The 24,772-nt window shown below is 69.3% G+C and carries 21 protein-coding genes; 13 read left to right on the top strand and 8 right to left on the bottom strand.

Annotated elements, in window-relative coordinates; all coding sequences use genetic code 11:
* On the top strand, window positions 1-816 hold an 816-nt coding region (locus K0M70_RS02350), incomplete at its 5' end, for a hypothetical protein (protein WP_290778754.1).
* 118 nt (window positions 817-934) lie between these two features.
* On the opposite strand, the gene K0M70_RS02345 is transcribed toward K0M70_RS02350, so the two are convergent.
* On the bottom strand, window positions 935-1,468 hold the full coding sequence (locus K0M70_RS02345; protein ID WP_290778753.1) for a gamma carbonic anhydrase family protein: 534 nt from the start codon (window positions 1,466-1,468) through the stop codon (window positions 935-937).
* 58 nt (window positions 1,469-1,526) lie between these two features.
* Between K0M70_RS02345 and K0M70_RS02340 the strand changes: the two genes are divergently transcribed.
* From K0M70_RS02340 to K0M70_RS02330, 3 genes are read left to right on the top strand one after another with little or no spacing between them, the layout of a single operon-like run.
* Window positions 1,527-2,945 (top strand): coniferyl aldehyde dehydrogenase, encoded by a 1,419-nt coding sequence (locus K0M70_RS02340; RefSeq protein WP_290778751.1) that lies wholly within the window; start codon window positions 1,527-1,529, stop codon window positions 2,943-2,945.
* A gap of 47 nt (window positions 2,946-2,992) precedes the next feature.
* Entirely contained in the window at window positions 2,993-5,035 is a 2,043-nt protein-coding gene (locus K0M70_RS02335) for a M3 family metallopeptidase (RefSeq protein WP_290778749.1), read from the top strand.
* Between the two features lie 24 nt (window positions 5,036-5,059).
* Complete coding sequence (locus tag K0M70_RS02330; RefSeq protein WP_290778746.1) at window positions 5,060-6,490, top strand: MFS transporter; 1,431 nt, start codon at window positions 5,060-5,062, stop codon at window positions 6,488-6,490.
* Here the strand turns inward: K0M70_RS02330 and ltaE are convergent, their stop codons facing one another.
* Window positions 6,491-7,513 (bottom strand): low-specificity L-threonine aldolase, encoded by a 1,023-nt coding sequence (gene ltaE, locus K0M70_RS02325; RefSeq protein WP_290778744.1) that lies wholly within the window; start codon window positions 7,511-7,513, stop codon window positions 6,491-6,493.
* Entirely contained in the window at window positions 7,510-9,141 is a 1,632-nt protein-coding gene (locus K0M70_RS02320; protein ID WP_290778742.1) for a hypothetical protein, read from the bottom strand. Before K0M70_RS02320 ends, ltaE begins: the two co-directional genes overlap by 4 nt.
* Before the next feature lie 364 nt (window positions 9,142-9,505).
* On the opposite strand from K0M70_RS02320, the gene K0M70_RS02315 reads away from it, so the two are divergent.
* Genes K0M70_RS02315 through iadA form a run of 3 tightly spaced genes read left to right on the top strand, consistent with a single transcriptional unit; the run spans window position 9,506 to window position 14,856 of the window.
* The gene (locus K0M70_RS02315) at window positions 9,506-12,292 is read left to right on the top strand and encodes a TonB-dependent receptor (RefSeq protein WP_290778740.1); all 2,787 of its coding nucleotides are present in this window, start codon (window positions 9,506-9,508) and stop codon (window positions 12,290-12,292) included.
* A gap of 4 nt (window positions 12,293-12,296) precedes the next feature.
* Window positions 12,297-13,715, top strand: a complete 1,419-nt coding sequence (yfcC, locus tag K0M70_RS02310) for a putative basic amino acid antiporter YfcC (RefSeq protein ID WP_290778738.1) — start codon at window positions 12,297-12,299, stop codon at window positions 13,713-13,715.
* Window positions 13,708-14,856 carry a beta-aspartyl-peptidase gene (gene iadA / locus K0M70_RS02305; protein ID WP_290778737.1) on the top strand — a complete coding sequence of 383 codons (1,149 nt, stop codon included), beginning with the start codon at window positions 13,708-13,710 and terminating at the stop codon, window positions 14,854-14,856. The genes yfcC and iadA overlap by 8 nt, the downstream gene beginning before the upstream one ends.
* Window positions 14,857-14,862: 6 nt before the next feature.
* Here iadA and K0M70_RS02300 read toward each other — a convergent pair whose 3' ends face one another.
* Window positions 14,863-15,396, bottom strand: coding sequence for a cytochrome b (locus K0M70_RS02300; RefSeq protein WP_290778735.1), 534 nt, complete (start codon window positions 15,394-15,396; stop codon window positions 14,863-14,865).
* A gap of 144 nt (window positions 15,397-15,540) precedes the next feature.
* Here K0M70_RS02300 and xth point away from each other — a divergent pair, with 144 nt between their 5' ends.
* Window positions 15,541-16,320 (top strand): exodeoxyribonuclease III, encoded by a 780-nt coding sequence (gene xth, locus K0M70_RS02295; protein ID WP_290778734.1) that lies wholly within the window; start codon window positions 15,541-15,543, stop codon window positions 16,318-16,320.
* Between the two features lie 24 nt (window positions 16,321-16,344).
* On the opposite strand, the gene K0M70_RS02290 is transcribed toward xth, so the two are convergent.
* The 4 genes from K0M70_RS02290 to K0M70_RS02275 are packed head-to-tail and all read right to left on the bottom strand — an operon-like array spanning window position 16,345 to window position 20,961.
* Entirely contained in the window at window positions 16,345-18,558 is a 2,214-nt protein-coding gene (locus K0M70_RS02290; RefSeq protein ID WP_290778731.1) for a S9 family peptidase, read from the bottom strand.
* On the bottom strand, window positions 18,555-19,472 hold the full coding sequence (locus K0M70_RS02285) for an MBL fold metallo-hydrolase (protein ID WP_290778730.1): 918 nt from the start codon (window positions 19,470-19,472) through the stop codon (window positions 18,555-18,557). The genes K0M70_RS02290 and K0M70_RS02285 overlap by 4 nt, the downstream gene beginning before the upstream one ends.
* Before the next feature lie 26 nt (window positions 19,473-19,498).
* Window positions 19,499-20,185 (bottom strand): glutathione binding-like protein, encoded by a 687-nt coding sequence (locus tag K0M70_RS02280; RefSeq protein WP_290778728.1) that lies wholly within the window; start codon window positions 20,183-20,185, stop codon window positions 19,499-19,501.
* Between the two features lie 14 nt (window positions 20,186-20,199).
* Window positions 20,200-20,961 (bottom strand): glucose 1-dehydrogenase, encoded by a 762-nt coding sequence (locus tag K0M70_RS02275; RefSeq protein ID WP_290778725.1) that lies wholly within the window; start codon window positions 20,959-20,961, stop codon window positions 20,200-20,202.
* A 96-nt stretch (window positions 20,962-21,057) separates the two neighbouring features.
* On the opposite strand from K0M70_RS02275, the gene K0M70_RS02270 reads away from it, so the two are divergent.
* The 5 genes from K0M70_RS02270 to K0M70_RS02250 all read left to right on the top strand — a co-directional run.
* Window positions 21,058-21,855: an SDR family NAD(P)-dependent oxidoreductase gene (locus K0M70_RS02270; RefSeq protein WP_290778723.1), complete on the top strand. Its 798-nt coding sequence runs from the start codon at window positions 21,058-21,060 to the stop codon at window positions 21,853-21,855.
* Between the two features lies 1 nt (window position 21,856).
* Window positions 21,857-22,900 carry a saccharopine dehydrogenase NADP-binding domain-containing protein gene (locus tag K0M70_RS02265; protein ID WP_290778721.1) on the top strand — a complete coding sequence of 348 codons (1,044 nt, stop codon included), beginning with the start codon at window positions 21,857-21,859 and terminating at the stop codon, window positions 22,898-22,900.
* Window positions 22,901-22,985: 85 nt separating this feature from the next.
* On the top strand, window positions 22,986-23,204 hold the full coding sequence (locus tag K0M70_RS02260) for a hypothetical protein (RefSeq protein ID WP_290778719.1): 219 nt from the start codon (window positions 22,986-22,988) through the stop codon (window positions 23,202-23,204).
* Window positions 23,205-23,217: 13 nt separating this feature from the next.
* On the top strand, window positions 23,218-23,859 hold the full coding sequence (locus K0M70_RS02255) for a TIGR00645 family protein (RefSeq protein ID WP_290778717.1): 642 nt from the start codon (window positions 23,218-23,220) through the stop codon (window positions 23,857-23,859).
* 106 nt (window positions 23,860-23,965) lie between these two features.
* A partial coding sequence (locus K0M70_RS02250) for a UvrD-helicase domain-containing protein (RefSeq protein ID WP_290778714.1) occupies window positions 23,966-24,772 on the top strand: 807 nt, incomplete at its 3' end.

Genomic DNA, 24,772 nt, shown 5'->3' with positions numbered 1-24,772 from the left:
GTGGCCGACGTGGAGTCGGCCGATCCGGCCTACAGCGAGTTCGTCTCGGCGGCCCCGACCTTCAACACCGCCCGCGCCCAGATCGGCGGCTTCAGCTACGGCACCGTGCAGGCCGTGCTGGGCGACACGCAGCCGATCACGATCGACGGTCTGGCCGTCGAGTTGGCCGACCTGATGGGTGCGAACACCGCGCTCAACTTCTCGGGTGATTTCGAAGCGGCGAGCGACGTGTTCTTCAGCCCGGCGGCGGACTGCAGCGTCAACATCCAGTCGGCCGACGACTTCGACGACACCGGCGCCACGTTCGTGATCGGCGCTGCCGCCACGCCCAACCACTTCCTGTGCTACCAGGCCGGCGGCGACCCGATCCGCGCGAGCGACTACACCGTGGCCCTGGCCCCGGTGTCGGCCGCCCCGGCGGTTTACGCCGTCACCCCGCGCGGTCCGCTGGCGCTGGGCGCCATCACCCGCAACGGCGCGGAGCTGCAGGCCCCGCTGGCGCAGGTGCCCGATGGCTACCTGAGCCGGATGGTGCTGACCAACACCGGTTCGCAGGCCCGCGAGTACGTGATTGAAGTGCTGGGTGAAACCGGCAACGTCATCTCCACCGCCAACCTCACCGGCACCGTGCCGGCGGCCGGCACGCTGGTGGTGGACCTGGACTCGGTGCTGACCGGCTTCACCGCGGCTCCGCGCGCCACGCTGAACGTGACGGTGTCGGGCCCGAACAAGCAGATCCAGGGCCTGTACCAGATCGTCAACCCGGAGTCGGGCACGGTCAGCAACCACGTGATGGTCCGCCCCGGCACCAACTGATACACGCCGCGGCACGCAACATGGAAAGGCCCGCTTCGGCGGGCCTTTTCCTTTGGGGATCGGTCCGCGGTACTGGCGGCGGAAGTTAACCTGACCCCGTTCCTGCTGCCCGCCGATCTCAGCCGTTGAGGTATTCGTCTTTCAGGCGGACGTAGTGTTTGGCGCTGTAGTAGAGCTGTTCGATTTCCTTGTCGGACAGGTGGCGGACGGGCTTGGCGGGGTTGCCCAGCCACAGTTCGCCGCTCATGACGGTTTTGCCCGGCGGCACTACGGCGCCGGCGCCTACGAAGCCGTGCTGCTGGATCACGGCGCCGTCCAGCACCGTGGCACCCATGCCGATCAGGCAGGCGTTGCCGATGGTGCAGGCGTGGATGATGGCGCCGTGGCCGATGGTGACGTCGTCGCCGATCAGGCAGGGCCAGCCGTCGGGCTGGGTGTAGGGGCCGTCGTGGGTGACGTGCACGATGGTGCCGTCCTGGATATTGGTGCGGGCGCCGATGCGGATGTGGTTCACGTCGCCGCGCACCACGCAGCCGGGCCAGATCGAGCTGTCCTCGCCCAGGTGCACGTCGCCGATGACGCAGGCGGCGGGGTCGACGTAGGCGCGGGCGCCGAGGGTGGGGACGATGCCCCGGAAGGGTCGGATGTTCATGGGGCCATTCTAACCAGCCCTTCGCACCGCCCGGACAGGCTGGGTTTACACTGGGGAAATGGACACCCACGCGCACGACCCCATCGACCTCCGCCCCCTGCTGGACCAGGTGCGGGCCGCCCAACGCCGCAAGGTGCCCGACTATGCCCAGCGCATGGCCGACCTGGACCGCCTGGGCCAGGCCGTCCGCAAGCACAAGGACGAGCTGACCAAGACCGTGTCGGCCGACTTCGGCCGCCGGTCCCGCCATGAAACCCTGGCGGCCGACATCATGACCACGCTGGACGAGATCGCCTACCTGCGCCGCCACCTCAAGGCCTGGATGCGCCCGCGCCACCGCGGCACCAACCTGGCCTTCCTGCCGGCCCGCAGCGAAATGCGGCCCATGCCACTGGGCGTGATCGGCATCGTCGCGCCCTGGAACTACCCCATCCAGCTGGCCCTGATCCCCCTGGCCGACGCCATCGCCGCCGGCAACCACGTGCTGATCAAGCCGTCCGAACACACCCCGCGCACCGCGCATCTGCTGGCGCGCCTGATCGCCGAAGTGTTCCCGGCCGACCGGGTTTCGGTGGTGCAGGGCGATGCCGAAGTGGGCGCGGCCTTCACCTCGCTGCCCTTCGACCACTTGGTGTTCACCGGCTCCACCGTGGTGGGCCGGGCCGTGATGGCCGCGGCCGCACCCAACCTGGTGCCGCTGACGCTGGAGCTGGGCGGCAAGTCGCCCGTGCTGGTCGCGCCGGGCTACCCCATCGACCAGGCCGCCGACCGCGTGGCCGCCGGCAAGTGCTTCAACGCCGGCCAGACCTGCGTGGCGCCCGACTACGTGTTGGTGCCGCGTGCGCAGCGCGACGAATTCGTGCGCGCCTACCTGGCCAGCGTGCGCAGGCGCTACCCGTCGCTGGCCGCCAACCCCGACTACACCGCCGTGGTGAACCACCGCCAGGCCAACCGCCTGCGCGAATGGATCGACGACGCCCGCGACCGCGGTGTCACCGTCATGCAGTACCGCCCGGACAGCGAAACCCCGCCGCCCGGCGTGGAAGTGATCCCGCCCACCGTGCTGCTGGACCCGCCGGACGAGGCCAAGGTGATGCAGGAAGAAATCTTCGGTCCGCTGCTGCCGGTGAAAAGCTACGACAGCCACGACGAAGCCATCGCCTACATCAATGGCCGCGACCGCCCGCTGGCCTTCTACCCGTTCGACCGCGACCGCAAGCGCCTGCGCCGCACCCTGGATACCGTGGTGGCCGGCGGCGTGTGCGTGAACGACTGCCTGATCCAGTTCGGCCAGCATGAGCTGCCGGTGGGCGGCGTCGGCCCCAGCGGCATGGGCCAATACCACGGCCACGACGGCTTCCTGGCGTTCAGCAAGCTGATGCCGGTGCTGTACCAGTCGCGCCTGAACGGCATGTTCGTGTTCGACCCGCCGTTCGGGAAGCTGGCTGATTTCGTGGTGAAATTCTTCACGCGCTGACCCCCTCGCGGTTGTTTTCGCAGCCGCGCAGCGCCATCTGGACTGTCATGACTACTGAAAACCCCCTGCTTGCCTCCGGTGAACTGCCTGCGTTCTCGGCCATCACGCCCGAGCACGTGAACCCCGCCATCGACGACGTGCTGGCCGGCTTCCGCGCCGAGGTGGACCGCCTCACCGCCGACCCGTCCGCGCGCGATTTCGCCACGCTGCTGGCGCCGCTGGAGCGCTGGGAAGAGCGCCTGGGCCGCACCTTCGCGCCGGTGTCGCACCTGCACGGCGTGAAGGATTCGCCCGAACTGCGCGAAGCCTATTCCGCGGCGCTGGAAAAACTCACCGAACACGGCACCGAACTGGGCCAGAACCGCGCCCTGTACGAAGCGGTGAAGGCGGTGCGCGAAGCCCCCGGCTTCGACGCCATGGACCTGGCCCGCCGCACGGTGGTGGAAGACAGCCTGCGCGGCTTCCGCCTGTCGGGCGTGGCGCTGGAGGAACCGGCGCGGTCGCGCTTCAAGGACATCCAGAACCAGCTCAGCAAGGTGGAAACCGAATTCGAGGAAGCCGTGCTGGACGCCACCGACGCCTGGACCCGCCCGGTGGCCGAAGACGAACTCGCCGGCCTGCCCGAGTCGGCGCGCGCGATGCTGCGCACCATGGCCCAGGAGAAGAAGCTCGAAGGCCACCTGGCCACGCTCAAGGGCCCGGTGGTGCAGGCCATCCTGACCTTCGCCGACAACCGCGCGCTGCGCGAACAGCTCTACACCGCCTACAACACCCGCGCCTCCGACCAGGGCCCGCAGGCCGGCAAGCACGACAACAGCGCGCGCATCGAAACCATCCTGGCGCTGCGCCACGAAGCGGCCAACCTGCTGGGCTTCGATTCCAACGCGCACTTGTCGCTGGCCGACAAGATGGCCGGCACGCCCGAGCGCGTGCTGCGCTTCCTGCGCGAACTGGCCGCGAAGGCCAAGCCGGTGGCGCGGCGTGAGCTGGACGAACTCAAGAAGTTCGCCGCCGCCGAACTGGGCATCGCCGAACTGCAGCCCTGGGACGTGGCCTACGCGTCGGAAAAGCTGCGCGAACAGCGCTTCGCCTTCAGCGAGGAAGACCTCAAGCCCTACTTCCCGCTGCCGGCCGTGATGCAGGGCCTGTTCACCGTGGCCGAACGCGTGTTCGGCGTGAAGCTGGTGGAGCGCCACGGCGTGGACACCTGGCATCCCGACGTGCACTTCTTCGACGTGGTGGACCACGACGGGACCATGCGCGCGGGCGTCTACCTTGACCACTACGCCCGCTCGGGCAAGCGCGGCGGCGCCTGGATGGACGTATGCCGGTCGCGCATGAACGACGGCGACGCGCTGTTCAAGCCGGTGGCCTACCTGACCTGCAATTTCGCACCTCCGGCTGAAGGCAAGGCCGCGCTGCTGACCCACGACGACGTGATCACGCTCTTCCACGAGTTCGGCCACGGCATCCACCACCTGCTCACCGAGGTGGACTGGCCCAGCATCGGCGGCATCAGCGGCGTGGAGTGGGACGCGGTGGAGCTGCCCAGCCAGTTCATGGAGAACTTCGCCTGGCAGCGCGAGGCGCTGGACCTGTTTGCGCGCCACCATGAAACCGGCGAACGCCTGCCCGACGACCTGTACGCGAAGATGCTGCAGGCCCGCCACTTCCACGCCGGCCTGTTCCTGGTGCGGCAGCTGGAATTCGCGCTGTTCGATTTCCGCCTGCACCTGGAATACGACCCGGCCGAGGGTGCGCGCGTGCTCGAGGTCATCGACGACGTGCGCCGCGACGTGGCCGTACTGCCGCCGCCGGCCTGGCATCGCGGCCCGCACGCGTTCACCCACATCTTCTCGGGCGGCTACGCGGCCGGCTACTACAGCTATCTTTGGGCCGAGGTGCTGAGCGCCGACGCGTTCGCCGCCTTCGAAGAGGCCGGCGTGTTCGACGCCGCCACCGGGGCCCGCTACCGCCGGGAAATCCTGGCCGTTGGCGGCTCGCGCCCGGCGCTGGAAAGCTTCATCGCCTTCCGCGGCCGCGAACCCGAACCCGACGCGCTGCTGCGCAGCTACGGTCTTGCCGCCTGACGTGACTCCCGCGGTGCCTGGGCCATGAACCCAGGCCGCCGCCTCTCGCTGATCGTCGCGTGTGCGCTGTTCATCGAGAACATGGATTCCACCGCGATCGCCACGTCGCTTCCCGCGATCGCGGCGGACCTGGGTACCGAGCCGATTGCGCTCAAGCTGGCGCTCACGGCCTACCTGCTGTCGCTGGCGGTGTTCATCCCGGTCAGCGGCTGGGTGGCGGATCGTTTCGGCGCCCGTTCGACCTTCATGGGGGCCATCGCGGTGTTCCTGCTTGGCTCGCTGGCTTGCGCCGCCAGCAGCTCGCTCGAACAGCTGGTGGCGGCCCGCTTCGTGCAGGGCATGGGCGGCGCGCTGATGGTGCCGGTGGGCAGGCTGGTGCTGCTGCGCACCGTGCCCAAGAACGAACTGGTGCAGGCGCTGAGCTGGCTGACGATTCCCGCACTGGTGGCGCCCATGATCGGGCCGCCGCTGGGCGGACTGATCTCGACCTATGGCGACTGGCGCTGGATCTTCCTGATCAACATCCCGATGGGCATCCTCGGCATCTTCCTGGCCCGTCGCTACATCCCCGACCTGCGCGAAGCGGTGCCGCCGCTGGACTGGCGCGGTTTCGCGCTTTCGGGGCTGGGCCTGGCGCTGGCGCTGTTCGGCTTTTCCACCTTGGGACGGCACATGGTGTCGACGTCGCTGGCCGTTTCGTGCCTGGTGCTGGGCGTGGCCGCGATGGCCGGCTACGTCTGGCATGCGCGCGTGCATCCGCATCCGCTGATCGACCTGAACCTGTTCCGCCACCACACCTTCCGCGCCGGCGTGCTGGGCGGCGCGCTGTTCCGCATCGGCATCGGCGCCACACCCTTCCTGCTGCCGCTGATGCTGCAGCTGGGCTTTGGCCTCACCGCGCTGCAGTCGGGCCTGCTGACCTTCGCCTCGGCCATGGGCGCGATCTTCATGAAGACCATGGCCGCCAGCGTGCTCAAGCGCTTCGGTTTCCGGCGCGTATTGTGGGTGAACGCCCTGCTGGCGTCGGCCATGCTGGCAGCGTTCGGACTGTTCACCGCGCAAACGCCGCACGCCGTGATCATCGCGGTGCTGGTGGTGTCGGGCTGCTTCCGTTCGCTGCAGTTCACCAGCCTCAACGCCATCAGCTATGCCGAAGTGGAGTCGCCGAAGATGGGCCAGGCCAGCAGCCTGTCGGGCATGGCGCAGCAGTTCTCGCTGGCGCTGGGCGTGGCGATCGGCGGCTATGGTCTGCAGTTGGCCGGCGAAATCACCGGCACGGCGTACACCGACGCCGGCAACTTCAGCTGGGCATTCCTGCTGGTGGGGCTGGTGTCGGCGGCCTCGGCCTGGGTGATGTTCCGGCTGCCGGCCAATGCGGGCCACGAGATGGCCGGGCGGGCCGAGGCCGGGCAGGAAGTGGCCGAACCCAAGGCCGCCCAGCGGCCCGGCACCTGATCAGCGCGCGGCGAAGAACCCGGTGAACGCGTCGATGGCGCGCGCCAGCCCGGCGTCGTCGATGTCCAGGTGCGTCACCAGCCGCAGCCGCGGGCCGCTGCCGGCCATCAGGACGCCGTGCGTCCTGAGGTGCGAAGCCAGCGCCGCCGTGGCGTCGGCCGGCACCGTGATGAACACCAGGTTGGTCTGGGGCGTTTCCACGTCCACCCCGGGCAACCGGCGCAGCGCATCGGCCAGCACGCGCGCCCGCCGATGGTCCTCAGCCAGTCGTTCCACGTGGTGGTCCAGCGCGTGGCTGGCCATGGCCGCCAGCAGCCCGGCCTGGCGCCAGCCGCCGCCCAGCACCTTGCGCCAGCGGCGGGCCTTGGCAATCACTTCGGCGCTGCCCACCAGCACCGAACCGGCCGGTGCGCCCAGGCCTTTGGAAAGGCAGACCGACACACTGTCGAAGTGGCGGGTGATTTCGCGCGCCGCGACCCCCGAGGCGATCGCGGCATTGAACAGGCGGGCGCCGTCGAGGTGGTGCACCAGCCCGCGCGAGCGTGCGAACGCGGCCGCTTCGGGCAGGTAGGCCAGGGGCAGCGCGCGCCCGTGCCAGGTGTTCTCCAGCGCCAGCAGCCGCGTGCGTGCGTAATGCGGGTCGCCCAGCGGCTTCACCGCGCTGGCCAGTTTTTCCAGCGGTAGCGTGCCGTCTTCAGCCTGCACGATCGGCTGCGGCTGGATTGAACCCAGCACCGCGGCACCGCCGCCTTCGTATTTGTAGGTGTGCGCGTCCATGCCCACCAGGTATTCGTCGCCGCGTTCGCAGTGCGCCATCAGCGCAGCCAGGTTGGACTGGGTGCCGCTGGGCAGGAACAGGCCCGCCTCGAAGCCCAGGTCGGCCGCCAGCCGCGCCTGCAGCGCATTCACGCTGGGGTCGTCACCCATCACGTCGTCGCCCACTTCGGCGCGCAGGCCCGCTTCGCGCATGGCGGCGGTGGGGCGGGTGACGGTGTCGCTGCGCAGGTCCACGGCGGTGGTCATGGCTTGCGGGGGCTTTCGGGCACGTAGCGCAGGGTGAGGTGGGTGAGCCCGGCCACGCCGGTGGGCGAACGCCAGGCCAGCGTCGCGGGCGTGCGCGACAGCGTGACCCGGCCGCTGCCGGCGCGCAGCGTCAGGGATTTCTTCCTGCTTGCCGCCAGCACCTGCACGGCGTCACGCAGCGCGCCGTCCTCGAGTGCGTCGCGCGGCGTGCGGACTTTCCCGGAGGCGCGAATGCGGGTGGCCAGTTCCTCCTGGCTCGCGAGCGATTTGCCGTCGTGGGTGAAAACAGCGCCGGCCGCGAGGTAATGCACCCGCGCCGCGAGCGCGCCGCTGGCGTCGGCCGGCAGCCGTTCGAACACCCAGGCACCGCTGGCGCCCAGCGTTTCCAAGGTCATCGCATCGGGGGTGCCCGTAACGTGCAGGGCGCTGGTTTCATCCACGCCCGCCGCCAGCGGCACCTGCGCCTCGTGCATCAGGGTGAGCAGGCGCAGCTCGCGGGCGCGCTCGGAGAAATGCGTGTCCAGCGTCCAGCCGGGCAGCAGGCCCAGGCCCCCTGCGGGCCAATAGGTCAGGCTGTCTTCGGACAGCCCGTCGGCGCAGCGTCCCGCCTCGCCGCAACCGGGGTCCATCGGCGCGCGCGCCAGCGCCCCGGCGCGCAGCGCCTGCGCGCTGTCGCCGTTGCTCAGCATCGCCGCCCCACCCTGCACCGCGGTGCCGGCGCTGGTGCCGCCGACCACCAGCGTGCCGGCGGCCGAGGCCTTGCGCAGCGACAGCAGCCAGGCGTTGGCCTGGTCGTCGCCGTCGAAGAAAGCGCGGCGGTGCAGCCACTGGTCGCCGCCGGCGAAGAACACGCCTTCCACCAGCTCCGGCAGGCTGGCCGTCAATGGATCGATACACGCCCGCCACTGCAGGGCGCCGAGGTCGGGATAAACCGCATCGCGCGCCGACAGCCTGAGGTGTTCGCGACGCAGCGAATCGAGCTGGTCGCAGTCGCCTCCCTGCAGCGTGGCGGCCATGAACGCCGCGTCCACCGGCCACCACTGGGCGACCGCGCCCAGCTCGCGGAACGCATCGAGGTAGAAATCCACCGGCTCGAACGGATCGCTGGCCGATGCCGTGACCACGATGATGCGCGGCCGCGCGCCCGGGCGCCGTTTGGCGGCGGCGGCGACGAAGGCGCGCAGTACGTCCACGCCTTCCTGCTGCTGGCTTTGCGCCAGATACGAGCGCTCGCGGCGGCGGACGCCTTCGTCCAGCTGCGGCAGCTCCAGCGCCGAAAGAATCGCCGCGCGCTCGTCAGCCAGAAGCCGCCGCCACGGTGCCGCGGCACCAGCCGTGCAGTCGCCGCGCGGACATTCGCGCTCCAGAGCCTCTTCCAGCGCCGCGCGCTCCCAGGGCTGTTCGCGGCGGACGCCGGCCAGCATCGCGGCCAGCACCGCGCTGTCGGGCGCACCGCTGCGGCCCCGCCACATCAGCGGATCGAGCGCGCGCGCAATGCCGACTTCATCAACGCGGTACTGCGACGGCTTGCGGGCGCCCGCCGCCTCAGGCGGCGCCCGGCAGGCGGTCGGGGCCAGGTCCGAACAGGTGCGCAAGGCGCCGCCGGCGAGGAAGAATTCGGGGGGCATGGGGGGCGCCGGGGGCGAGGCGAAGGCGCTCCCCGTGGCCGCGAGCAGCAGGAGAATCAAGGTCTTGGGCATGGCGAAACCCTAGCGGCGGCGCGTCCCGACGGCAAGTGCACTTGACGGCGGCGTGAAACCGGGAGTATCACTTTGCGGGAACAACGAATGGTCGCCATGTCCAAACCCCGCAACCACATTCGTCATATCGGCCCCACCTACTACCTCAGCGAGTGGTGGGACGAGTAGGGCCATCCCCGGGCCCGACGCCGACCGCAGGGTCGGTGAACCGCCGTCCCTGACGGCGCACCATCCAAGTTCACGCCGCTTTGCGCGCCCCCGGGCGCGGCTGCGGCCGTTCCGGGGGAATCAAATGAAATCCTTGCTCAATCCATTGGCCTTCGCCGTGGCGATGGCCCTGGCCGCACCGGCTGCGTTCGCCCAGTCCAGCGCCACCACGACTGCCGACACCGCCGAAGACGAGGCCGTGACCCTCGACGCCGTCACCGTCACGGGCAGCAACCTGCGCGGCATCGACCTGCAGGAAGCCCAGCCGATCACCATCCTCGACGCCGAGGACATCAAGCAGTTCGGCGCCTCCAACGTTGGCGACCTGCTCAAGCAGATCACCGAAACCGGCGGCGGCACCGGCAATTTCAGCACCGCCAACTCCGGCGCGCTGCAGGCCGACGCCCCCGCCGGCACCGCAGGCGCGTCGCTGCGCGGCCTGGGCACGTCGTCCACCCTCACCCTGGTGAATGGCCGGCGCGTGGCCGCGTCCTCGTTCGCCAATGGCTCCGAGAACTTCGTCGACATCAACGCCATCCCGATGGCGGCCATCGACCGCATCGAGATCCTCACCACGGGCGCCTCGGCCATCTACGGTGCCGACGCCGTGGCCGGCGTGATCAACCTGGTGCTCCGCAAGGACTTCGAAGGCCTGCGCCTGTCGGCCAGCTACGGCGACTCCAGCCGCGGCACCGACGAAGGCCGCTTCAACGCCAACCTGGTGGCGGGCTTCGCGCGCGACCGCGTGCGCGGCATGCTGATCGTGGATGCCTACCAGCGCAATGCGCTCTACGACCGCGACCGGGCCATCTCGGCCGTCGAGCCGCGGCCTTCGCAGCAGGGCATCTTCCCGAGCTTCAACGACCTGGATTTCGCCCAGGACGACATCGTCGAGGCCGCCTGTCCGCCCGACCAGTTCGGCATCGGCCGCTTCGGTGAATACTGCGAAGTGAACCGCAACGCCTTCACCGCCACCGACCCGCAGCTCGAGACGTTGGGCGCCTACGGCACGCTGTCGGTGGACGTCGCCGACGGGATGGAGTTCTTCGCCGAGCTGGCGCTGCAGCGCAACCAGTCCCGCGCCGATTCCGCGCCGGCGCCGTGGACCGAGGAGCTGATCGGCTTCAATCATCCGGGCATGCCGGCCGAGCTGCGCCAGCGTTTCATCGACCAGGGTTTCGACACCACCGCCCTGGTCGGCATCGGCCGCTTCCCGGATGCGCGCACGCTGGAAGTGACCACCCGGAACTGGCGCATCCTGAACGGCCTGCGCGGCAGCGTCGGCGCCTGGGACTGGGAAACCACGCTGTCCGCGGCCCGCAGCAAGTCGCGCCAGGAGGCGGTGGCGGGCATCTATAACGTCGCCCGCATCCGCGCCGGCCTGCTGGGCGAACTGTGCGCCAGCGGTGCCACCAACTGCAGCCCCGGCAGCGGCGGCCTGTGGTACGACCCGTTCAACGGCCAGGCCGGCAATACCCAGCAGGTGCTCGACCTGGTGCGCGAACGGGTGCCGCGCGACGGCACGTCCACGCTTTACGCCTGGGACGGCAAACTGACCGGCACGCTCGGGTCGCTGGGCGGCGGCGACGTGGCCTGGGCCTTCGGCGCTGAGCTGCGGCGCGAGGAGATCAGCGACGAGCCTTCGACGCTGGCCACCATCGACCGCACCACGGGCGAAGTGCCGGTGTACGGCTTCGGCTCCACGGCAGTGGACGCGTCGCGCACGCAGTGGGCGCTGTTCGCTGAAACCAACCTGCCGCTGACCGACACCTTCGACGTGCGCCTGGCCGCGCGCTACGACCAGTACGACGACTTCGGCGGCGACGTGAACCCGTCCGTCGGCCTGCGCTGGCGCGCCACCGACAGCGTGCTGCTGCGCGGCGGCTGGAATACGTCCTTCCGCGCACCGTCCCTGGCCCAGGTCGGCGCTGGCACCTCGCTCAGCTCGGGCGCGCTGCCGTGCTCGGTGGGCAGCGAGTTCTTCACCAGCTTCTGCGGCGGCTTCGCCGGCGACGACGGCTACCTGTCGGAGATCTACGGCAACCCCGACCTTGACGCCGAAACCTCCACCGCCTGGTACCTGGGCACGGTGTTCAACCTGGGCGACCGCACCACGCTGACCGTGGACTACTGGAACTTCGACCAGCGCGACCTGGTGGACATCGACCCGCTGGAGCTGTTCCGCCAGGCGCAGTTGGATCCGAGCCTGGTTTACAACTCGCGCCCGCGCGCCGGCGACGCCAACCGGCGCGTGCTGCTGCCGGGCATCATCGGCATCGCCACCCGCGGCGGCGACATCGGCGACCCGGTGGACGACGTGCAGCTGCAGCTGATCAACATCGGCCAGCAGCGCACCGACGGCATCGACCTGGGCCTGGACCACGCGTTCCGCGAAGGCGACTGGGGCCAGTTCGACGCCTACCTGGACGTCACCTGGACCCATTCGTTCGAGCGCAGCGAATCGTGTTCGCCCGACGAGGTCAGCACGCGCCGCGGTGCCGGCGAGTGCAGCAACGGCCAGCGTCTGTTCGAGCGGGTGGGCGAGTTCCGCTACCCCGAGTGGCTGGTGAACACCGGCCTGAGCTGGGGCAAGGGCGACTGGAGCGCGCGGTTCTGGGTGAACCACGTGGACGGCTTCTACGACGACGACGAACAGTCCAACGTGCCGGCCGGGCGCCGCGTGTCGTCCTGGACCACCCTCAACGCCAGCGTGAACTGGGACCTGGACGATCGCCAGTCGCTGGGCTTGAACATCCGCAACCTCGGCGACCGTGATCCGCCGCGTGCGCTGGGTTCGGCCACCAACTTCGACGACTACAACCACAACTCGCTGGGTCGTTTCGTAACCCTCAACTACATCTACAGGCATTAAGGCTTTGACCACCTCCGATCCGACGACGGCGCCCAAGGGCGTCGACACTCTCCTGATACTGCTGGCGATTGCATTGCTGGCAGCGCTGGTGGTGCCGCTGGTTCCGGCGGGGCTGTTCGAGCCCGGTGCACCGGTGGCGTTGGATCGGTTTGTGTGGGTCCCCGACGCGCCCTCTTCGACCCTGTTTGGGACCGAAGACGGGCGCGGCTTTTTGAACTTCCTGTTCGAGGGTTTGACCTCGGGCGGACGCAATGGCGCCGCCGTCGGCGTCATCGCCCTCATTCTCATCGTCGGCGGCTCCTTCGCCCTGGTCAGCGCCACCGGCGCGGTGGACCGCGGGCTGATGGCGCTGGTGGCGCGCACCGGCGACCGGCCGGCCTGGCTGCTGGGCAGTCTGTTCGTGGCGTTCTCGCTGGGCGGCGCGGTGTTCGGCATGGGCGAGGAAACCATCGCCTTCATCGTGCTGCTGCTGCCGCTGGTGGACCGGCTGGGGCTGCCGCGCGAGTGCGCGGTGATGGCCACCTACCTGGCCAGCCAGGTGGGCTTCGCCACCTCGTGGATGAACCCCTTCAGCGTGCTGGTGGCGCAGGGGATCGCCGGCGTGCCGCCGCTGTCGGGCGCGCCGTTCCGCGTCGCCATGTGGGCCACGTTCACTGCGGTGGGCGTGGTGTTCACGGTGCTTTACGCGCGCCGCCACCGGCGCCAGCCGGCGCCGGGCCAGGCCGCAGTGGCCGCGCCGGCGCCCACGCCGATGAACTGGGCGGACCGCCTGATCCTGCTGGGGCTGCTGGCGACGGTGGTGTGGATTGTCTGGGGCGTCACCGAACGCCAGTACTACCTGCCCGAACTGTCGGCGCAGTTCTTCGGGCTGGGCCTGTTCGCGGCCATCGTGGCCTGGCTAGACCGGCGCATGAGCGCCAACCGCCTGGCGCAAACCTTCACCGACGGCGTCAAGCAGCTGGTGCCGGTGGCGCTGGTGATCGCCGCCGCCAAGGGCATGCTGTGGCTGCTGGGCGGCGCCGACCCGCACCAGCCTTCGGTCCTCAACACCCTGCTTTACGGCATGGGCCTGGCGCTGGACGGATGGCCGACGTGGGCGGCGGCGCAGGGCATGCTGCTGTTCCAGTCCATCTTCAATTTCTTCGTCACGTCCGGCTCGGCGCAGGCGGCCATCACCATGCCGCTGATGGCTGGCCTGGGCGATTTGCTGCAGGTCTCCCGCCAGGTGTCGGTGCTGGCCTTCCAGCTGGGTGACGGCCTGACCAACCTGGTAGTGCCGACGTCGGCGGTGCTGATGGGGGCGATTGGCGTCGCCGGCATCGGCTGGAGCCAGTGGCTGCGCATCATCTGGCGACTGGAGCTGCTGTTCCTGGCGATGGCGTCGGCCGCGGTGGCCGTGGCCGTCGGGATCGGCTATGTCTGAGGCGATGCTGCTGGTGCGCGGCGCGGACGTGTTCGACCCGGCGCCGATCGGCCGCCACGATCTGCTGCTGGCGGGGGGTCGCATCGTTGCCATGGCGCCGAGGCTTTCGCCGGGTGCGGACCTGCCTGTGCGCGTCCTCGAGGCGGCCGGGCGCATCGCCGTGCCCGGGCTGGTGGACTCGCTGGTGCACGTCAGCGGCGGCGGTGGCGAAGGCGGTTTCCAGACGCGCACGCCGGCGCTGCTGCCGGCGCAGGCGCTGGCCTCGGGGGTCACGACCTTCATCGGCGCACTGGGCACCGACGACGCCACCCGCAGCCACGCCGACCTGTTGGCCTGCTGCCGTGCGCTCGGCGCCTACGGTCTGACGGCCCATGCCCTCACCGGCAGCTACCGCGTCCCGGTGCGAACGCTCACCGGCAGCGTGCGCGACGACCTGGTGCTGGTGCCGGACATCATCGGCGTGGGCGAGATCGCCATCGCCGACCACCGCGGTTCGCAGCCCAGCGCCGACGAACTGGCGCGCATTGCCTCGGACGCCCGCGTGGGCGGGATGCTGTCGGGCAAGGCGGGCACCGTGCTGGTGCACGTGGGTGACGCCCCCGAGGGCCTGGCCCTGCTGCACGCCGTCAGCGACCGGTATCCGGTGCCGGCCACGCAGTGGCATCCCACCCACATCAATCGGCATGCCGGCCTGCTTGCGCAGGCGGCCGCCTGGGTGGCGCGCGGCGGCAGCGTGGACATCACCACCAGCACCAGCGCCGAGCTGCTGCAGGCCGGCGAAGTGGCGGCGGCCCAGGCGCTGGTCCAACTGCTGGCTTCGGGCCTGCCGGTGTCGCGCATCAGCCTGAGTTCGGACGGCCAGGCCAGCCTGCCCGACTTCGACGCGCAGGGCCGCCTGCGCGGGATGGAGGTCGCCGACGTGGGCAGCCTGCTGCGCAGCCTGGCACAGGCCGTGACCCGGCACGGCCTGCCGCTGGCCGCGGCACTGCCGGCGGCGACGTCCACGCCGGCCGATATCTGGGGTCTGCGGGGCAAAGGGCGGTTGGCCGTGGGCGCGGACGCCGACCTGCTGCTGCTGGCGCCGGGCACGCTGGCCCTGGAGGCCGTGGTGGCGTCGGGGCAACTGCGCTGGGGCGGCTGAGCGGGCTCAGGCCATCCGGCGCAGCGTGTCGTCCTTGCGCACGAAGTGGTGGTACAGGCCCGCCAGGATGTGCAAGGCGATGACCCAGTAGAAGGCCGAACCGATGGTCTTGTGCAGGTCCTCCACCGTATGCGCCAGCCCGGCGTTCGGGGCTATCAGCGTCGGCAGGGCCACGCCGATGAAGGGCAGCAGGATCTGCTTGCCGTCGGCCCAGGTGGTGACCAGGCCCAGCACCGGCTGCACCAGCAGGAAGGCATAAAGCAGCCCATGCGTCAGGCCGGAAATCACCGCCTGCCAAGCCGGGAGCCGGGGCGTGATCGGCGGCGCGCCGCGCCTGATGCGCAGCCAAAGGCGCGGCAGCAGCAGCACCAATACCGTCAGCCCCATCCAGTAGTGCGACTGCACCATCAGCGTGCGGGCCAGCGTGCCGCGTTCGAATTCGCCGCGGAACTCCATCGTGACGTACGCCACCGCCACCAGCAAAAACACCAGCCAGTGCAGGCGGCGTTGGCCGGCCGAGTATCGGGTCGAGGTGTTCATTGAAGCGCTCCTGCAGGCGGGGGTGACGGCGACCTCGCGGCGCGCTGTGGCGCTGCCGTGGGCGAAGTGTAGTCCCGGCAGCGGGGTTCGACTTGACCGGCGTCAAGGGATGGCAGCAAGCGCCAGAACCGTTAGCATTCGCGAATGCAAACCAAAACCATCGCCAGCTGGAACGTCAACTCGCTCAACGTGCGCCTGCCCCACCTGCAGGAGTGGCTCAGGCTGCGCCAGCCCGACGTGGTCTGCCTGCAGGAGACCAAGCTCGAAGACGCGCGATTCCCTGACTCGGCCCTGGCCGAGCTGGGCTACCGCAGCGTCTTTGTGGGGCAGAAGACCTACAACGGCGTGGCCATCGTCTCGCGTGAGCCGGCCGTGGACGTGCAGCTGGGCATCCCGGGCTTCGAGGACGAGCAGAAGCGCGTCATCGCCGCCACCGTGGGCGACCTGCGTATCGTCAATCTGTACGTGGTGAACGGCCAGGACGTGGGCACTGAAAAATACGACTACAAGCTGCGCTGGCTGGACGCCCTGCATGGCTGGCTGGCGCAGGAAATCCAGGCCCACCCGCGCCTGGTGGTGGTGGGCGATTTCAACATCGCGCCCGACGACCGCGACGTGCACGACCCGGCCGTGTGGTACGACGCCAGCATCCTCACCTCCACGGCCGAACGCGCGGCGTTGGCAAGGCTGATGGCGCTGGGCCTGCACGACAGCTACCGACTGCACCACGAAGAGGGCGGCGTTTTCAGCTGGTGGGACTACCGCGCCGCCGGCTACCGCCGCAACCTGGGCCTGCGCATCGACCTGTGCCTGGTGAGCGATGCGCTGAAAGCGGCATGCACCGGCGCCAGCATCGACCGCGAGCCGCGCGAGTGGGACCGTCCCAGCGACCACGCGCCGGCGCTCGTCCAGATAGCGCGCTGATAACCGGGCTCTGACCCCGGTTTTTCAAAGGCAGCGGGCGAAGAAATCCAGGCCCATGCGGTAGCGATGCAGCGCGTCGCTGCCCGACAGGCCGTGCTTGGCGCCCGGGTAGGTCATCAGCTCGAAGGGCAGGGCGCGCTTGTGCAGCTCCGACATCAGCTTGGTGGAGTTGGTGAACAGCACGTTGTCGTCGGCCATGCCGTGCACCAGCAGCAGCTTCGAGCGCAGTCCGTCCAGGTGGCTGAACACCGACGATGACGCATAGCCCTCGGGGTTGCGCGCCGGGTGGTCCATGTAGCGTTCGGTGTAGTGGGTGTCGTATAGCGCCCAATCGGTGACGGGCGCGCCGGCGATGCCGCAGGCGTAGGTGTCGCTGGCCTGGCCCAGCAGCATCAGGGTCATGTAGCCGCCGTTGGACCAGCCGTGCACGCCCACGCGCGCGCCGTCCACCCACGGCTGGCGCTTGAGGAACTCGACGCCGGCCACCTGGTCAATCACTTCCACGCCACCCTGGCGGCCGTAGAGCGCGCCGCCGAAGGTCGCGCCGCGCCGCGGCGTGCCGCGGTTGTCGATCGAGAACACCACGTAGCCCTGCTGCGCCAGCACCTGGTTGAACAGCGCGTCGGCGCGGCCGGGCCAGGCGTTGAGCACGGTCTGAGCGGCCGGGCCGCCGTAAACGAACACCACCACCGGGTACTGCTTCGTGGCGTCGAAGCCGGGCGGCTTGATCAGGCTGTAGTGCAGGGTTTCGCCGCTGGCGGCGGGCATTTCGCCGAACTCGACCGGACGATGCGCGTCGCGGTACTTCGCATACGGATGCGCGGCGTCGGCCAGGTCGTTGCCGACCAGCGTGGCCACTTTGCTGCCGTCGGCGCGGAAAAGTTCGGTTTGCGGCGGCGTGGTGGTGTTCGACCACAGGTCCACGAACACCGAGGCGTTGCGGCTGAAGCTGGCCAGGTGGGTGCCGGGCTCACGGCTGAGCCGCTTCGCCTCCCCGCCCGCCAGCGGCGCGGAATAAACGTGGCGCTCGCGCGGGGAGTCGCGGGTGCCGTCGAAGTAGACCAGGCCCGCGGCTTCGTCCACGGCCAGCAGCGAATCCACCACCCATTCGCCCGACGTCAGCGCATGCAGCGGCTTGCCGTCGGCGTCGTGCAGGTACAGGTGGTCGTAGCCGCTGCGTTCGCTGCTCCAGACGAAGCGGTCGTCGGCCAGGAAGCGCAGCGCGTTGTGCAGCGGCACCCAGGTCGGGCTGGTTTCGGTCAGCAGCACGCGCTGCCGACCGGTGGCCAGCGTGGTTTCCACCAGGTCCAGCGTGCGCTGGTCGCGTGACTGGCGCTGGAAGGTCAGCCGGTCGGGGCCGCGCCAGTCCACGCGCGCCAGGTAGATGTCGCGGTTGGCGCCCAGGTCGATGCTGGCGATGCCCGGCTTGTCCTGGCCCAGCGTCGCCACGTGCAGGCTGACCAGCACGTTCGGATCGCCGGCGGCGGGGTAGCGCTGTTCCACCACGTCGGTGCGGTCGGCATACACCTCGTAGCGCTTCTGCACCGGCACCGGGGATTCGTCGATGCGCGCGAAGGCAATGGCCGAATCATCGGGCGCCCACCAGTAGCCGGTGTGGCGATCCATTTCCTCATCGGCCACGAACTCGGCCACGCCGTTGCCGATGGTGTCGCTGCCGTCGCGGGTGAGGGCGGTTTCGCGGCCCGTGGCAAGATCGATCACCCACAGGTTGCGGTCGCGCACGAAGCTGACGTAGCCGCCGCGCGGCGACACCTTCGGGTCGGTGGCGAAGCCCTCGCCGGTGGTGAGCTTGCGCACCGGGCTGGCGCTGGCCGCGAGGTCGTACAGGTACAGCTGGCCGCCCAGCGGGAACAGCAGCGCCTTGCCGTCGGGCGCCCACTGGTATTCAACGATGCCGCGGAACGCGGCGATGCGCTGGCGTTCGCGCCGCGCCTTTTCTTCGTCCGACAGCACTTCGTCGCCCGGCAGCACCACCGCCGAATCCACCAGCAGGCGCTGCCTGCCTTCGGCCAGGCTGTATTCCCACAGGTCCAGCTGGAAGCGGTCGTCGGCCTTGCCCTGCAGGTAGGTCACGCGCTGGCCGTCGGGCGAGATGGCCGGCTTCATCAGGCTGGGGCCCGACAGCGGCGTGGCGCCGGTGATGGCTTCCAGCGTGAGTTTGTCGGCGGCGGCGGAAGTGGCGAGGGTCATCAGGGTGGCCAGCAGCAGGCTCTTCATCGGGCGGTGTCCGGCGCGGTGGCCATGCCCTGGTAGTTGATGGTCACCCAGCGGTCGGGCGGCAGGAATCCCTTGCCCCACTGGGCGTCGAACTCCGCGGTGGGCTTGGCCGCCAGCACCTGTTCCAGCGTCTTGCCTTCGCCAATCAGTTTCTCCAGCCGTGCATGCACCACGCGCAGCATCTCAAGATACTCGGCAATCTCCGCGCGGCCGATCACCACCGGCCCATGGCCCGGGATGAAGCGGGTCTTGTCGTTGGACATCGCCACCAGTTTCGCGGTGGCGTCGGCCATGCCCTTGAGGCTGCCGCCGTTGCTGTAGTCCACCACCGGGTACAGGCCGTAGAACACCAGGTCGCCGGTGTGGATCACGTCCACTTCCTTCAGGTGCACGATGGCGTCGCCGTCGGTGTGCGCGCTGGGGACGTGGATGGCCTGCACCGTAAGCCCGCCCACGTGGAAGGTGATCTGGTCGTTGAACGTCACCACCGGCAGCGCACCCGTGGGCGCTGCCGGCACGGTGCGGTCGAAGGCCGCCATCACCTGGTCCGACGACAGCCGCAGCCGCACGTTGTCGTGCGCCACCAGCATGGCACCCGCCTGTGCGAAGGCCTCGTTGCCGCCGGTGTGGTCGCCGTGCCAGTGGGTGTTGAGCACGAAGCTCACGGGCTTGTCGGTGATCCTGGCGATGGCGTCGCGCAGCTTGGGCACCATCGGCGCGTACTGGTCGTCGATCAGGAAGGCGCGGTCGTCGCCCACCACCAGGCCGACGTTGCCGCCGGCACCCTTGAGGGTGTAGACGCCTTCGGCAACGCGGGTGCTTTCAACCGTGACGTTCGAAAAATCCTGGGCGGCCACCGGCAGGGCCGACAGCAGGGCCGCGAAGGCGGCGGTGGCGGGAAGGGTGCGGGGCATGCGGGACTCCAGGCGTGTTGGAAGGCTCAGGCAGGAGGCCCGAACAGGTTGCGGCGCATTTCTTCGGTCATTTCGGCCGGGCGCTTGAACGACGCTTCCAGCGCGTAGGCGCGCGCCACGGCGGGCCGTGCGGCGATGGCGTCGTGCCAGCGGCGCACGTTCGGGTAATCGGCCAGGTTGATGTGGTGCCAGGCGTGCGCCGCGGCCCAGGGCTGGCAGGCCATGTCGGCGATGGAGAAGCCGGCGTCGGCGATGAACTCGCGCCCGGCCAGGTGCTTGTCCAGCACGCCGTAAAGCCGCGCCGCCTCGCGCTGGTAGCGGTCGATGGCGTAGGGGATCTTCTCGGGCGCGTAGCGGGTGAAGTGGTGGTTCTGGCCCAGCATTGGCCCGAAGCCGCCCACCTGCCAGAACAGCCACTCCAGCACCTGCTTGCGCCAGCGCGGCGCGGCGGGCAGGAACTGGCCGGATTTCTCCGCCAGGTAAATCAGGATCGCGCCCGACTCGAACACGCTGATCGGTTCGCCGCCGTCGGCCGGCGCGTGGTCCACGATCGCCGGCATGCGGTTGTTGGGCGACAGGACCAGGAACTCCGGCGTGAACTGCGCACCGGCGCCGATGTCCACCGGCACGATGCGATAGGGCAGGCCGGCTTCCTCACAGAAGATGGTGATCTTGTGGCCGTTGGGCGTGGGCCAGTAGTGCAGGTCGATCATGGCAGGCGCTCCCCTCAGGCCAGGTAGCCGCCGTCGACGGGAAGCGCGGCGCCGGTGAGGTAGGAAGAGGCCGGCGTGCACAGGAACAGCACGGCCGGCGCGATCTCGTCGGGCTGCGCCACCCGGCCCAGCGGGATCATGCGCAGCATCATCTCCAGGATCTTGGGGTTGCCGGTGAGCGCCGAGGCGAACTTGGTGTCGGTCAGGCCCGGCAGCACGGCGTTCACGCGCACGCCCATCGGCGCCAGTTCCTTGGCGAAGCCTTCGGTCATGTTGACGATGCCGGCCTTGGTCATCGAATACACCAGCTGGCCCGGCGCCGCGCGCTGCGCGTTCACCGAGGCGATGTTGACGATGGCGCCGCCGCGGCCCTGCATGCGCTTGGCGGCCTGCACGGTGGTCCAGAAATAGCCGCGCAGGTTCACCTCGACGGTTTTCTCGTAGGCGTCCAGCGTCATGTCGATGGCCGGGCCGAAGTAGGGGTTGGCGGCGGCGTTGTTCACCAGCACGTCCACGTGGCGGCCGGCGGCGTCGAGCTTGGCGAACAGGGCTTCGATGGCGGCTGGGTCGCCCACGTGCACCGCATGGGCCTCGGCCGAGCCGCCGTCGCCGCGGATGGCGGACGCCACCGCTTCGCAGCCTTCGATCTTGCGGCTGGTGCAGATGACGTGGGCGCCGAAGGCGGCCAGCAGGTGGGCGATGGCCTCGCCGATGCCGCGGGAGGCGCCGCTGACCAGGGCGGTCTTGCCGGTGAGGTCGAACAGGGATTCAGGCACTTTCTGGCTCCGTGGAACAGGGGTTGGCGGCGGAGTTGCTATGCTTCCGAGCCTAGCACAGGCCTCTTCGCGGCCTGGCCAAAACGGGGGCACGAAATGGCGCAACGCAGGGTACTGATTACGGGTGCGGGAAGCGGGCTGGGCCAGGCGCTTGCGCAGCGCTATGCCAAGGCGGGCGACCGGGTGGCCTGCGTGGACCTTGACGCCGCGCGCGCCGAGCTCACCCGCGCCTCGCTGCCCGGCAGCGGGCACCTGGCCATGGTCGCCAACGTGGCCAGCGACGAGGCCATGGAACAGGTCCATGAGACGGTGGCGCGCGAATGGGGCGGCCTGGACGTTTTGTTCAACAACGCCGGCATCGCCACCGGCGGCGCCATGGTGGAAACCACGATGGCCGAATGGCACAACGTGCTTGAAATCAACCTGCTGGGCGTGGTGCGCGGCTGCCGGCTGTTCCTGCCCGGCATGATCGCCGCAGGCAGTGGCCACGTGGTGAACACCGCCAGCTTCGCCGGCCTGGCCGGCGCGCCCAGCATCATGAGCTACGGCGTGGCCAAGGCCTCGGTGGTGGCGCTGTCGGAACAGCTGCGCGCCGAGATGCACGGCAAGGGTGTGCGCGTAAGCGTGCTGTGCCCGGCGTTCTTCCGCACCAACCTGCTCGAGAGCTGGCAGGGCAACCCCAAGCTGCGCAGCTTCGCCGACAAGATGATGGAAACGTCGCCCGACACGCTCGACAGCGTCGCCGACGCCGTGTTCGCGTCGGTGGAGCGCGGCGAGTTCCTGGTGATCCCCACCAAGCGCGAGCCCATGCGCTGGCGCCTGAAGCGCTGGTTCCCGGAGTTCTACTTCGGCCAGCTGGTCAAGTTCGCCCGCGGCCGCGGTCCGGGGAACTGACATGGAGTGGATGATCTACGGCGCCAACGGCTACACCGGCAAGATGATGGTGGAGGAAGCGGTGCGCCGCGGCCTGCGCCCGGTGCTGGGCGGCCGCAGCGCCGCGGCGCTGGAAGAAATAGCGCAGCGGCACGGCCTGCCCGTGCGCGCCTTCGCCCTCGACAACGACCAGGCCGTACGCAGCGGGCTGAACGGCATCGGCCTGGTGCTGCACTGCGCCGGCCCGTTCTCGGCCACCTGCGGTCCGATGCTGGAGGCCTGCCTGGACGTCGGCGCGCACTACCTGGACATCACGGGCGAAATCGACGTCTTCGCCCACTGCCATGCCCAGGACGCACGCGCGAAGGAAAAGAACATCGTCGTGCTGCCCGGCTCGGGCTTCGACGTGGTGCCCACCGACTGCCTGGCGGCACAGCTCAAGCGCGAACTGCCCAACGCGAACTCCCTGGTGCTGGCGTTTGAAGCCGGCGGTGGCCCCAGCCCCGGAACGGCCAAGACCAGCGTGGAAGGCCTGGGCAGCGGTGGCCGCGCGCGCATCGACGGCAAGATGACCCGGGTGCCCCTGGCTTGGAAAACGCGCAGCTTCGAGCGGGACGGTGAGCAGCGCTTCGCCATGACCATTCCCTGGGGCGACGTGTACACGGCCTTCGTGTCCACCGGCATTCCCAACGTGGAGGTTTACATGGGCGTACCGCCGGCCACGGCCAAGCGCCTGCGCCAGCTGCGGCTGCTCGGTCCGCTGCTGGGTCTTTCGCCGGTGCAGTCCCTGCTCAAGGCGCAGGTTGCCAAGCGCGTGCGTGGTCCGTCCGAAACCACGCGCGGCAAGACCGGCTGCGTGGTCTGGGGCGAGGCACGTGACGCCCAAGGCGGCGAAGTGAAGCGCCGCCTGCGCACGCCCAACGGCTACGAGGTCACGGTTACCGCGGCGCTGGGCATCGTTGCCCGCCTGCTCGGCGGCGAACGCCCTGCGGGGGGCTACTACACGCCGTCCAGGCTGATGGGCGCCAACTACGTGCTTGGCCTGCCGGGTGTGACCCTGGACTAAACCCCGGCCCGGCCGCGCTTGGCAGGCGGCCGCGTTGCCTCTACCCTTCGCGTGCCCGGACCCGGGCGACCACTGGAGTAGAATCATGCGCATGCCCGCCATCCTCATCGGCGCCATCCTGCTCATCATCGGCGGCCTCATCACCGCCGGCGTGTTCAAGTTCCAGAGCACTGAAAAGGTCGCCGACATCGGCCCGATCGAAATCAGCAAGACCGACACCAAGACCCCGCCCATCAACCTCGGCTGGGTGCTGATCGGCGTCGGTGCCGTTGCCGTCGTGATCGGCGCAGCCAGCAAGAAATAATCCAGGACCCGACATGACGAAACCTGCACCCGGCGCGACGCCCAAGATCGGCCCGCTTTCCAACCTCATCTTCGCGTCGCGCTGGCTGCAGCTTCCGCTGTACCTGGGCCTGATTGTTGCCCAGTGCGTCTACGTTTTCCTGTTCCTCAAGGAGCTGACCCACCTGGTGGTGGCCGCCAATACGCTCAGCGAACAGCTGATCATGATGGTGGTACTGGGCCTGATCGACGTGGTGATGATCTCCAACCTGCTGGTGATGGTGATCGTGGGCGGCTACGAGACCTTCGTCTCGCGCCTGAACCTGCAGGGCCACCCGGACCAGCCGGAATGGCTGAGCCACGTCAACGCCTCGGTGCTGAAGGTGAAGCTGGCGATGGCGATCATCGGCATCTCGTCCATCCACCTGCTCAAGACCTTCATCGAGGCCGGCAGCCTGGGCGGGCTGCCGCTGTGCGGTACCCCGCCGGCCATCGAACTGGCCAGGCAGTTGTCCGAACTCAGCTCCGCAGGTAAGACGTGCACCACCGTCACGGCCGTCGGCGTGATGTGGCAGACGATCATCCACACCATCTTCATCCTGTCGGCCATCGGCATCGCCTGGACCGACCGCCTGATGTCGCACGCCGCCAAGCCGGCCGGAAAAGCCGCGCACTGACCCAGGCACTGGTGGGAGGGGCTTCAGTCCCGAGGGTTTTGACGGAATCGCATCAGGACTGAAGTCCCTCCCACAGGGCGTGGGGTGGCGCCGGTACAATGGCGCCATGGATGTTTCCCACCTGATAGACGAACTCAACCCGGCCCAGCGCGAGGTGGTCACCGCGCCGCCGGGCCACGCCCTGGTGCTGGCCGGCGCCGGCTCGGGCAAGACCCGCGTGCTCACCCACCGCATCGGCTGGTTGAACGAAGTGGTGGGCGTGCCGGCGCACGGCATCCTGGCCGTCACCTTCACCAACAAGGCCGCGCGCGAGATGCGGGAGCGGATCACCCAGCTGATCGGACCGTCGGCCGAGGGGTTGCGCTGGCTGGGCACCTTTCACTCGGTGGCGGCGCAGATCCTGCGGCGGCACGCCGAGCTGGTCGGGCTGAAGTCCACCTTCACCATCCTCGACACCGACGATCAGGAACGGGTCTGCAAACAGCTGCTGGAGGCCGCCAACCTCGACACCAAGCGGTGGACTCCGCGCTCGCTGAGCGGGCTGATCGACCACTGGAAGAACCGCGGCTGGACGCCGGAGAAACTGCCCCCGAGCGAGGATTTCGCCAACGGCAAGGGGCATGCGCTGTACGCCGCCTATCAGGCGCGGCTGGTCAGTCTGAACGCCTGCGACTTCGGCGACCTGCTGCTGCACAACCTGACCATATTGTCGAAACACGCGGATATCGCTGAGGAATATCGCAGACGGTTCCGCTACATCCTGGTCGACGAATATCAGGACACGAACGTCGCCCAGTATCTGTGGCTGCGGCTGCTGACGTCCTCGACCGGCAACGTCTGCTGCGTCGGCGACGACGATCAGTCGATCTATGGTTGGCGCGGGGCCGAGGTCGACAACATCCTGCGCTTCGAG

Source organism: Arenimonas sp. (assembly GCF_019459675.1).
Lineage (GTDB): Bacteria > Pseudomonadota > Gammaproteobacteria > Xanthomonadales > Xanthomonadaceae > Arenimonas.
The sequence above is the reverse complement of the archived record's forward strand: the minus strand, read 5'-3'. Positions and strand labels throughout refer to the sequence as shown.

What these genes read in the sequence shown, in the direction of transcription:
- K0M70_RS02345 (WP_290778753.1), bottom strand. Translation starts at nt 1,468, where the DNA reads ATGAACATCCGACCCTTCCGGGGCATCGTCCCCACCCTCGGCGCCCGC.
- K0M70_RS02340 (WP_290778751.1), top strand. Translation starts at nt 1,527, where the DNA reads ATGGACACCCACGCGCACGACCCCATCGACCTCCGCCCCCTGCTGGAC.
- K0M70_RS02335 (WP_290778749.1), top strand. Translation starts at nt 2,993, where the DNA reads ATGACTACTGAAAACCCCCTGCTTGCCTCCGGTGAACTGCCTGCGTTC.
- K0M70_RS02330 (WP_290778746.1), top strand. Translation starts at nt 5,060, where the DNA reads ATGAACCCAGGCCGCCGCCTCTCGCTGATCGTCGCGTGTGCGCTGTTC.
- ltaE (WP_290778744.1), bottom strand. Translation starts at nt 7,513, where the DNA reads ATGACCACCGCCGTGGACCTGCGCAGCGACACCGTCACCCGCCCCACC.
- K0M70_RS02320 (WP_290778742.1), bottom strand. Translation starts at nt 9,141, where the DNA reads ATGCCCCCCGAATTCTTCCTCGCCGGCGGCGCCTTGCGCACCTGTTCG.
- K0M70_RS02315 (WP_290778740.1), top strand. Translation starts at nt 9,506, where the DNA reads ATGAAATCCTTGCTCAATCCATTGGCCTTCGCCGTGGCGATGGCCCTG.
- iadA (WP_290778737.1), top strand. Translation starts at nt 13,708, where the DNA reads ATGTCTGAGGCGATGCTGCTGGTGCGCGGCGCGGACGTGTTCGACCCG.
- K0M70_RS02300 (WP_290778735.1), bottom strand. Translation starts at nt 15,396, where the DNA reads ATGAACACCTCGACCCGATACTCGGCCGGCCAACGCCGCCTGCACTGG.
- xth (WP_290778734.1), top strand. Translation starts at nt 15,541, where the DNA reads ATGCAAACCAAAACCATCGCCAGCTGGAACGTCAACTCGCTCAACGTG.
- K0M70_RS02290 (WP_290778731.1), bottom strand. Translation starts at nt 18,558, where the DNA reads ATGAAGAGCCTGCTGCTGGCCACCCTGATGACCCTCGCCACTTCCGCC.
- K0M70_RS02285 (WP_290778730.1), bottom strand. Translation starts at nt 19,472, where the DNA reads ATGCCCCGCACCCTTCCCGCCACCGCCGCCTTCGCGGCCCTGCTGTCG.
- K0M70_RS02280 (WP_290778728.1), bottom strand. Translation starts at nt 20,185, where the DNA reads ATGATCGACCTGCACTACTGGCCCACGCCCAACGGCCACAAGATCACC.
- K0M70_RS02270 (WP_290778723.1), top strand. Translation starts at nt 21,058, where the DNA reads ATGGCGCAACGCAGGGTACTGATTACGGGTGCGGGAAGCGGGCTGGGC.
- K0M70_RS02265 (WP_290778721.1), top strand. Translation starts at nt 21,857, where the DNA reads ATGGAGTGGATGATCTACGGCGCCAACGGCTACACCGGCAAGATGATG.
- K0M70_RS02260 (WP_290778719.1), top strand. Translation starts at nt 22,986, where the DNA reads ATGCGCATGCCCGCCATCCTCATCGGCGCCATCCTGCTCATCATCGGC.
- K0M70_RS02255 (WP_290778717.1), top strand. Translation starts at nt 23,218, where the DNA reads ATGACGAAACCTGCACCCGGCGCGACGCCCAAGATCGGCCCGCTTTCC.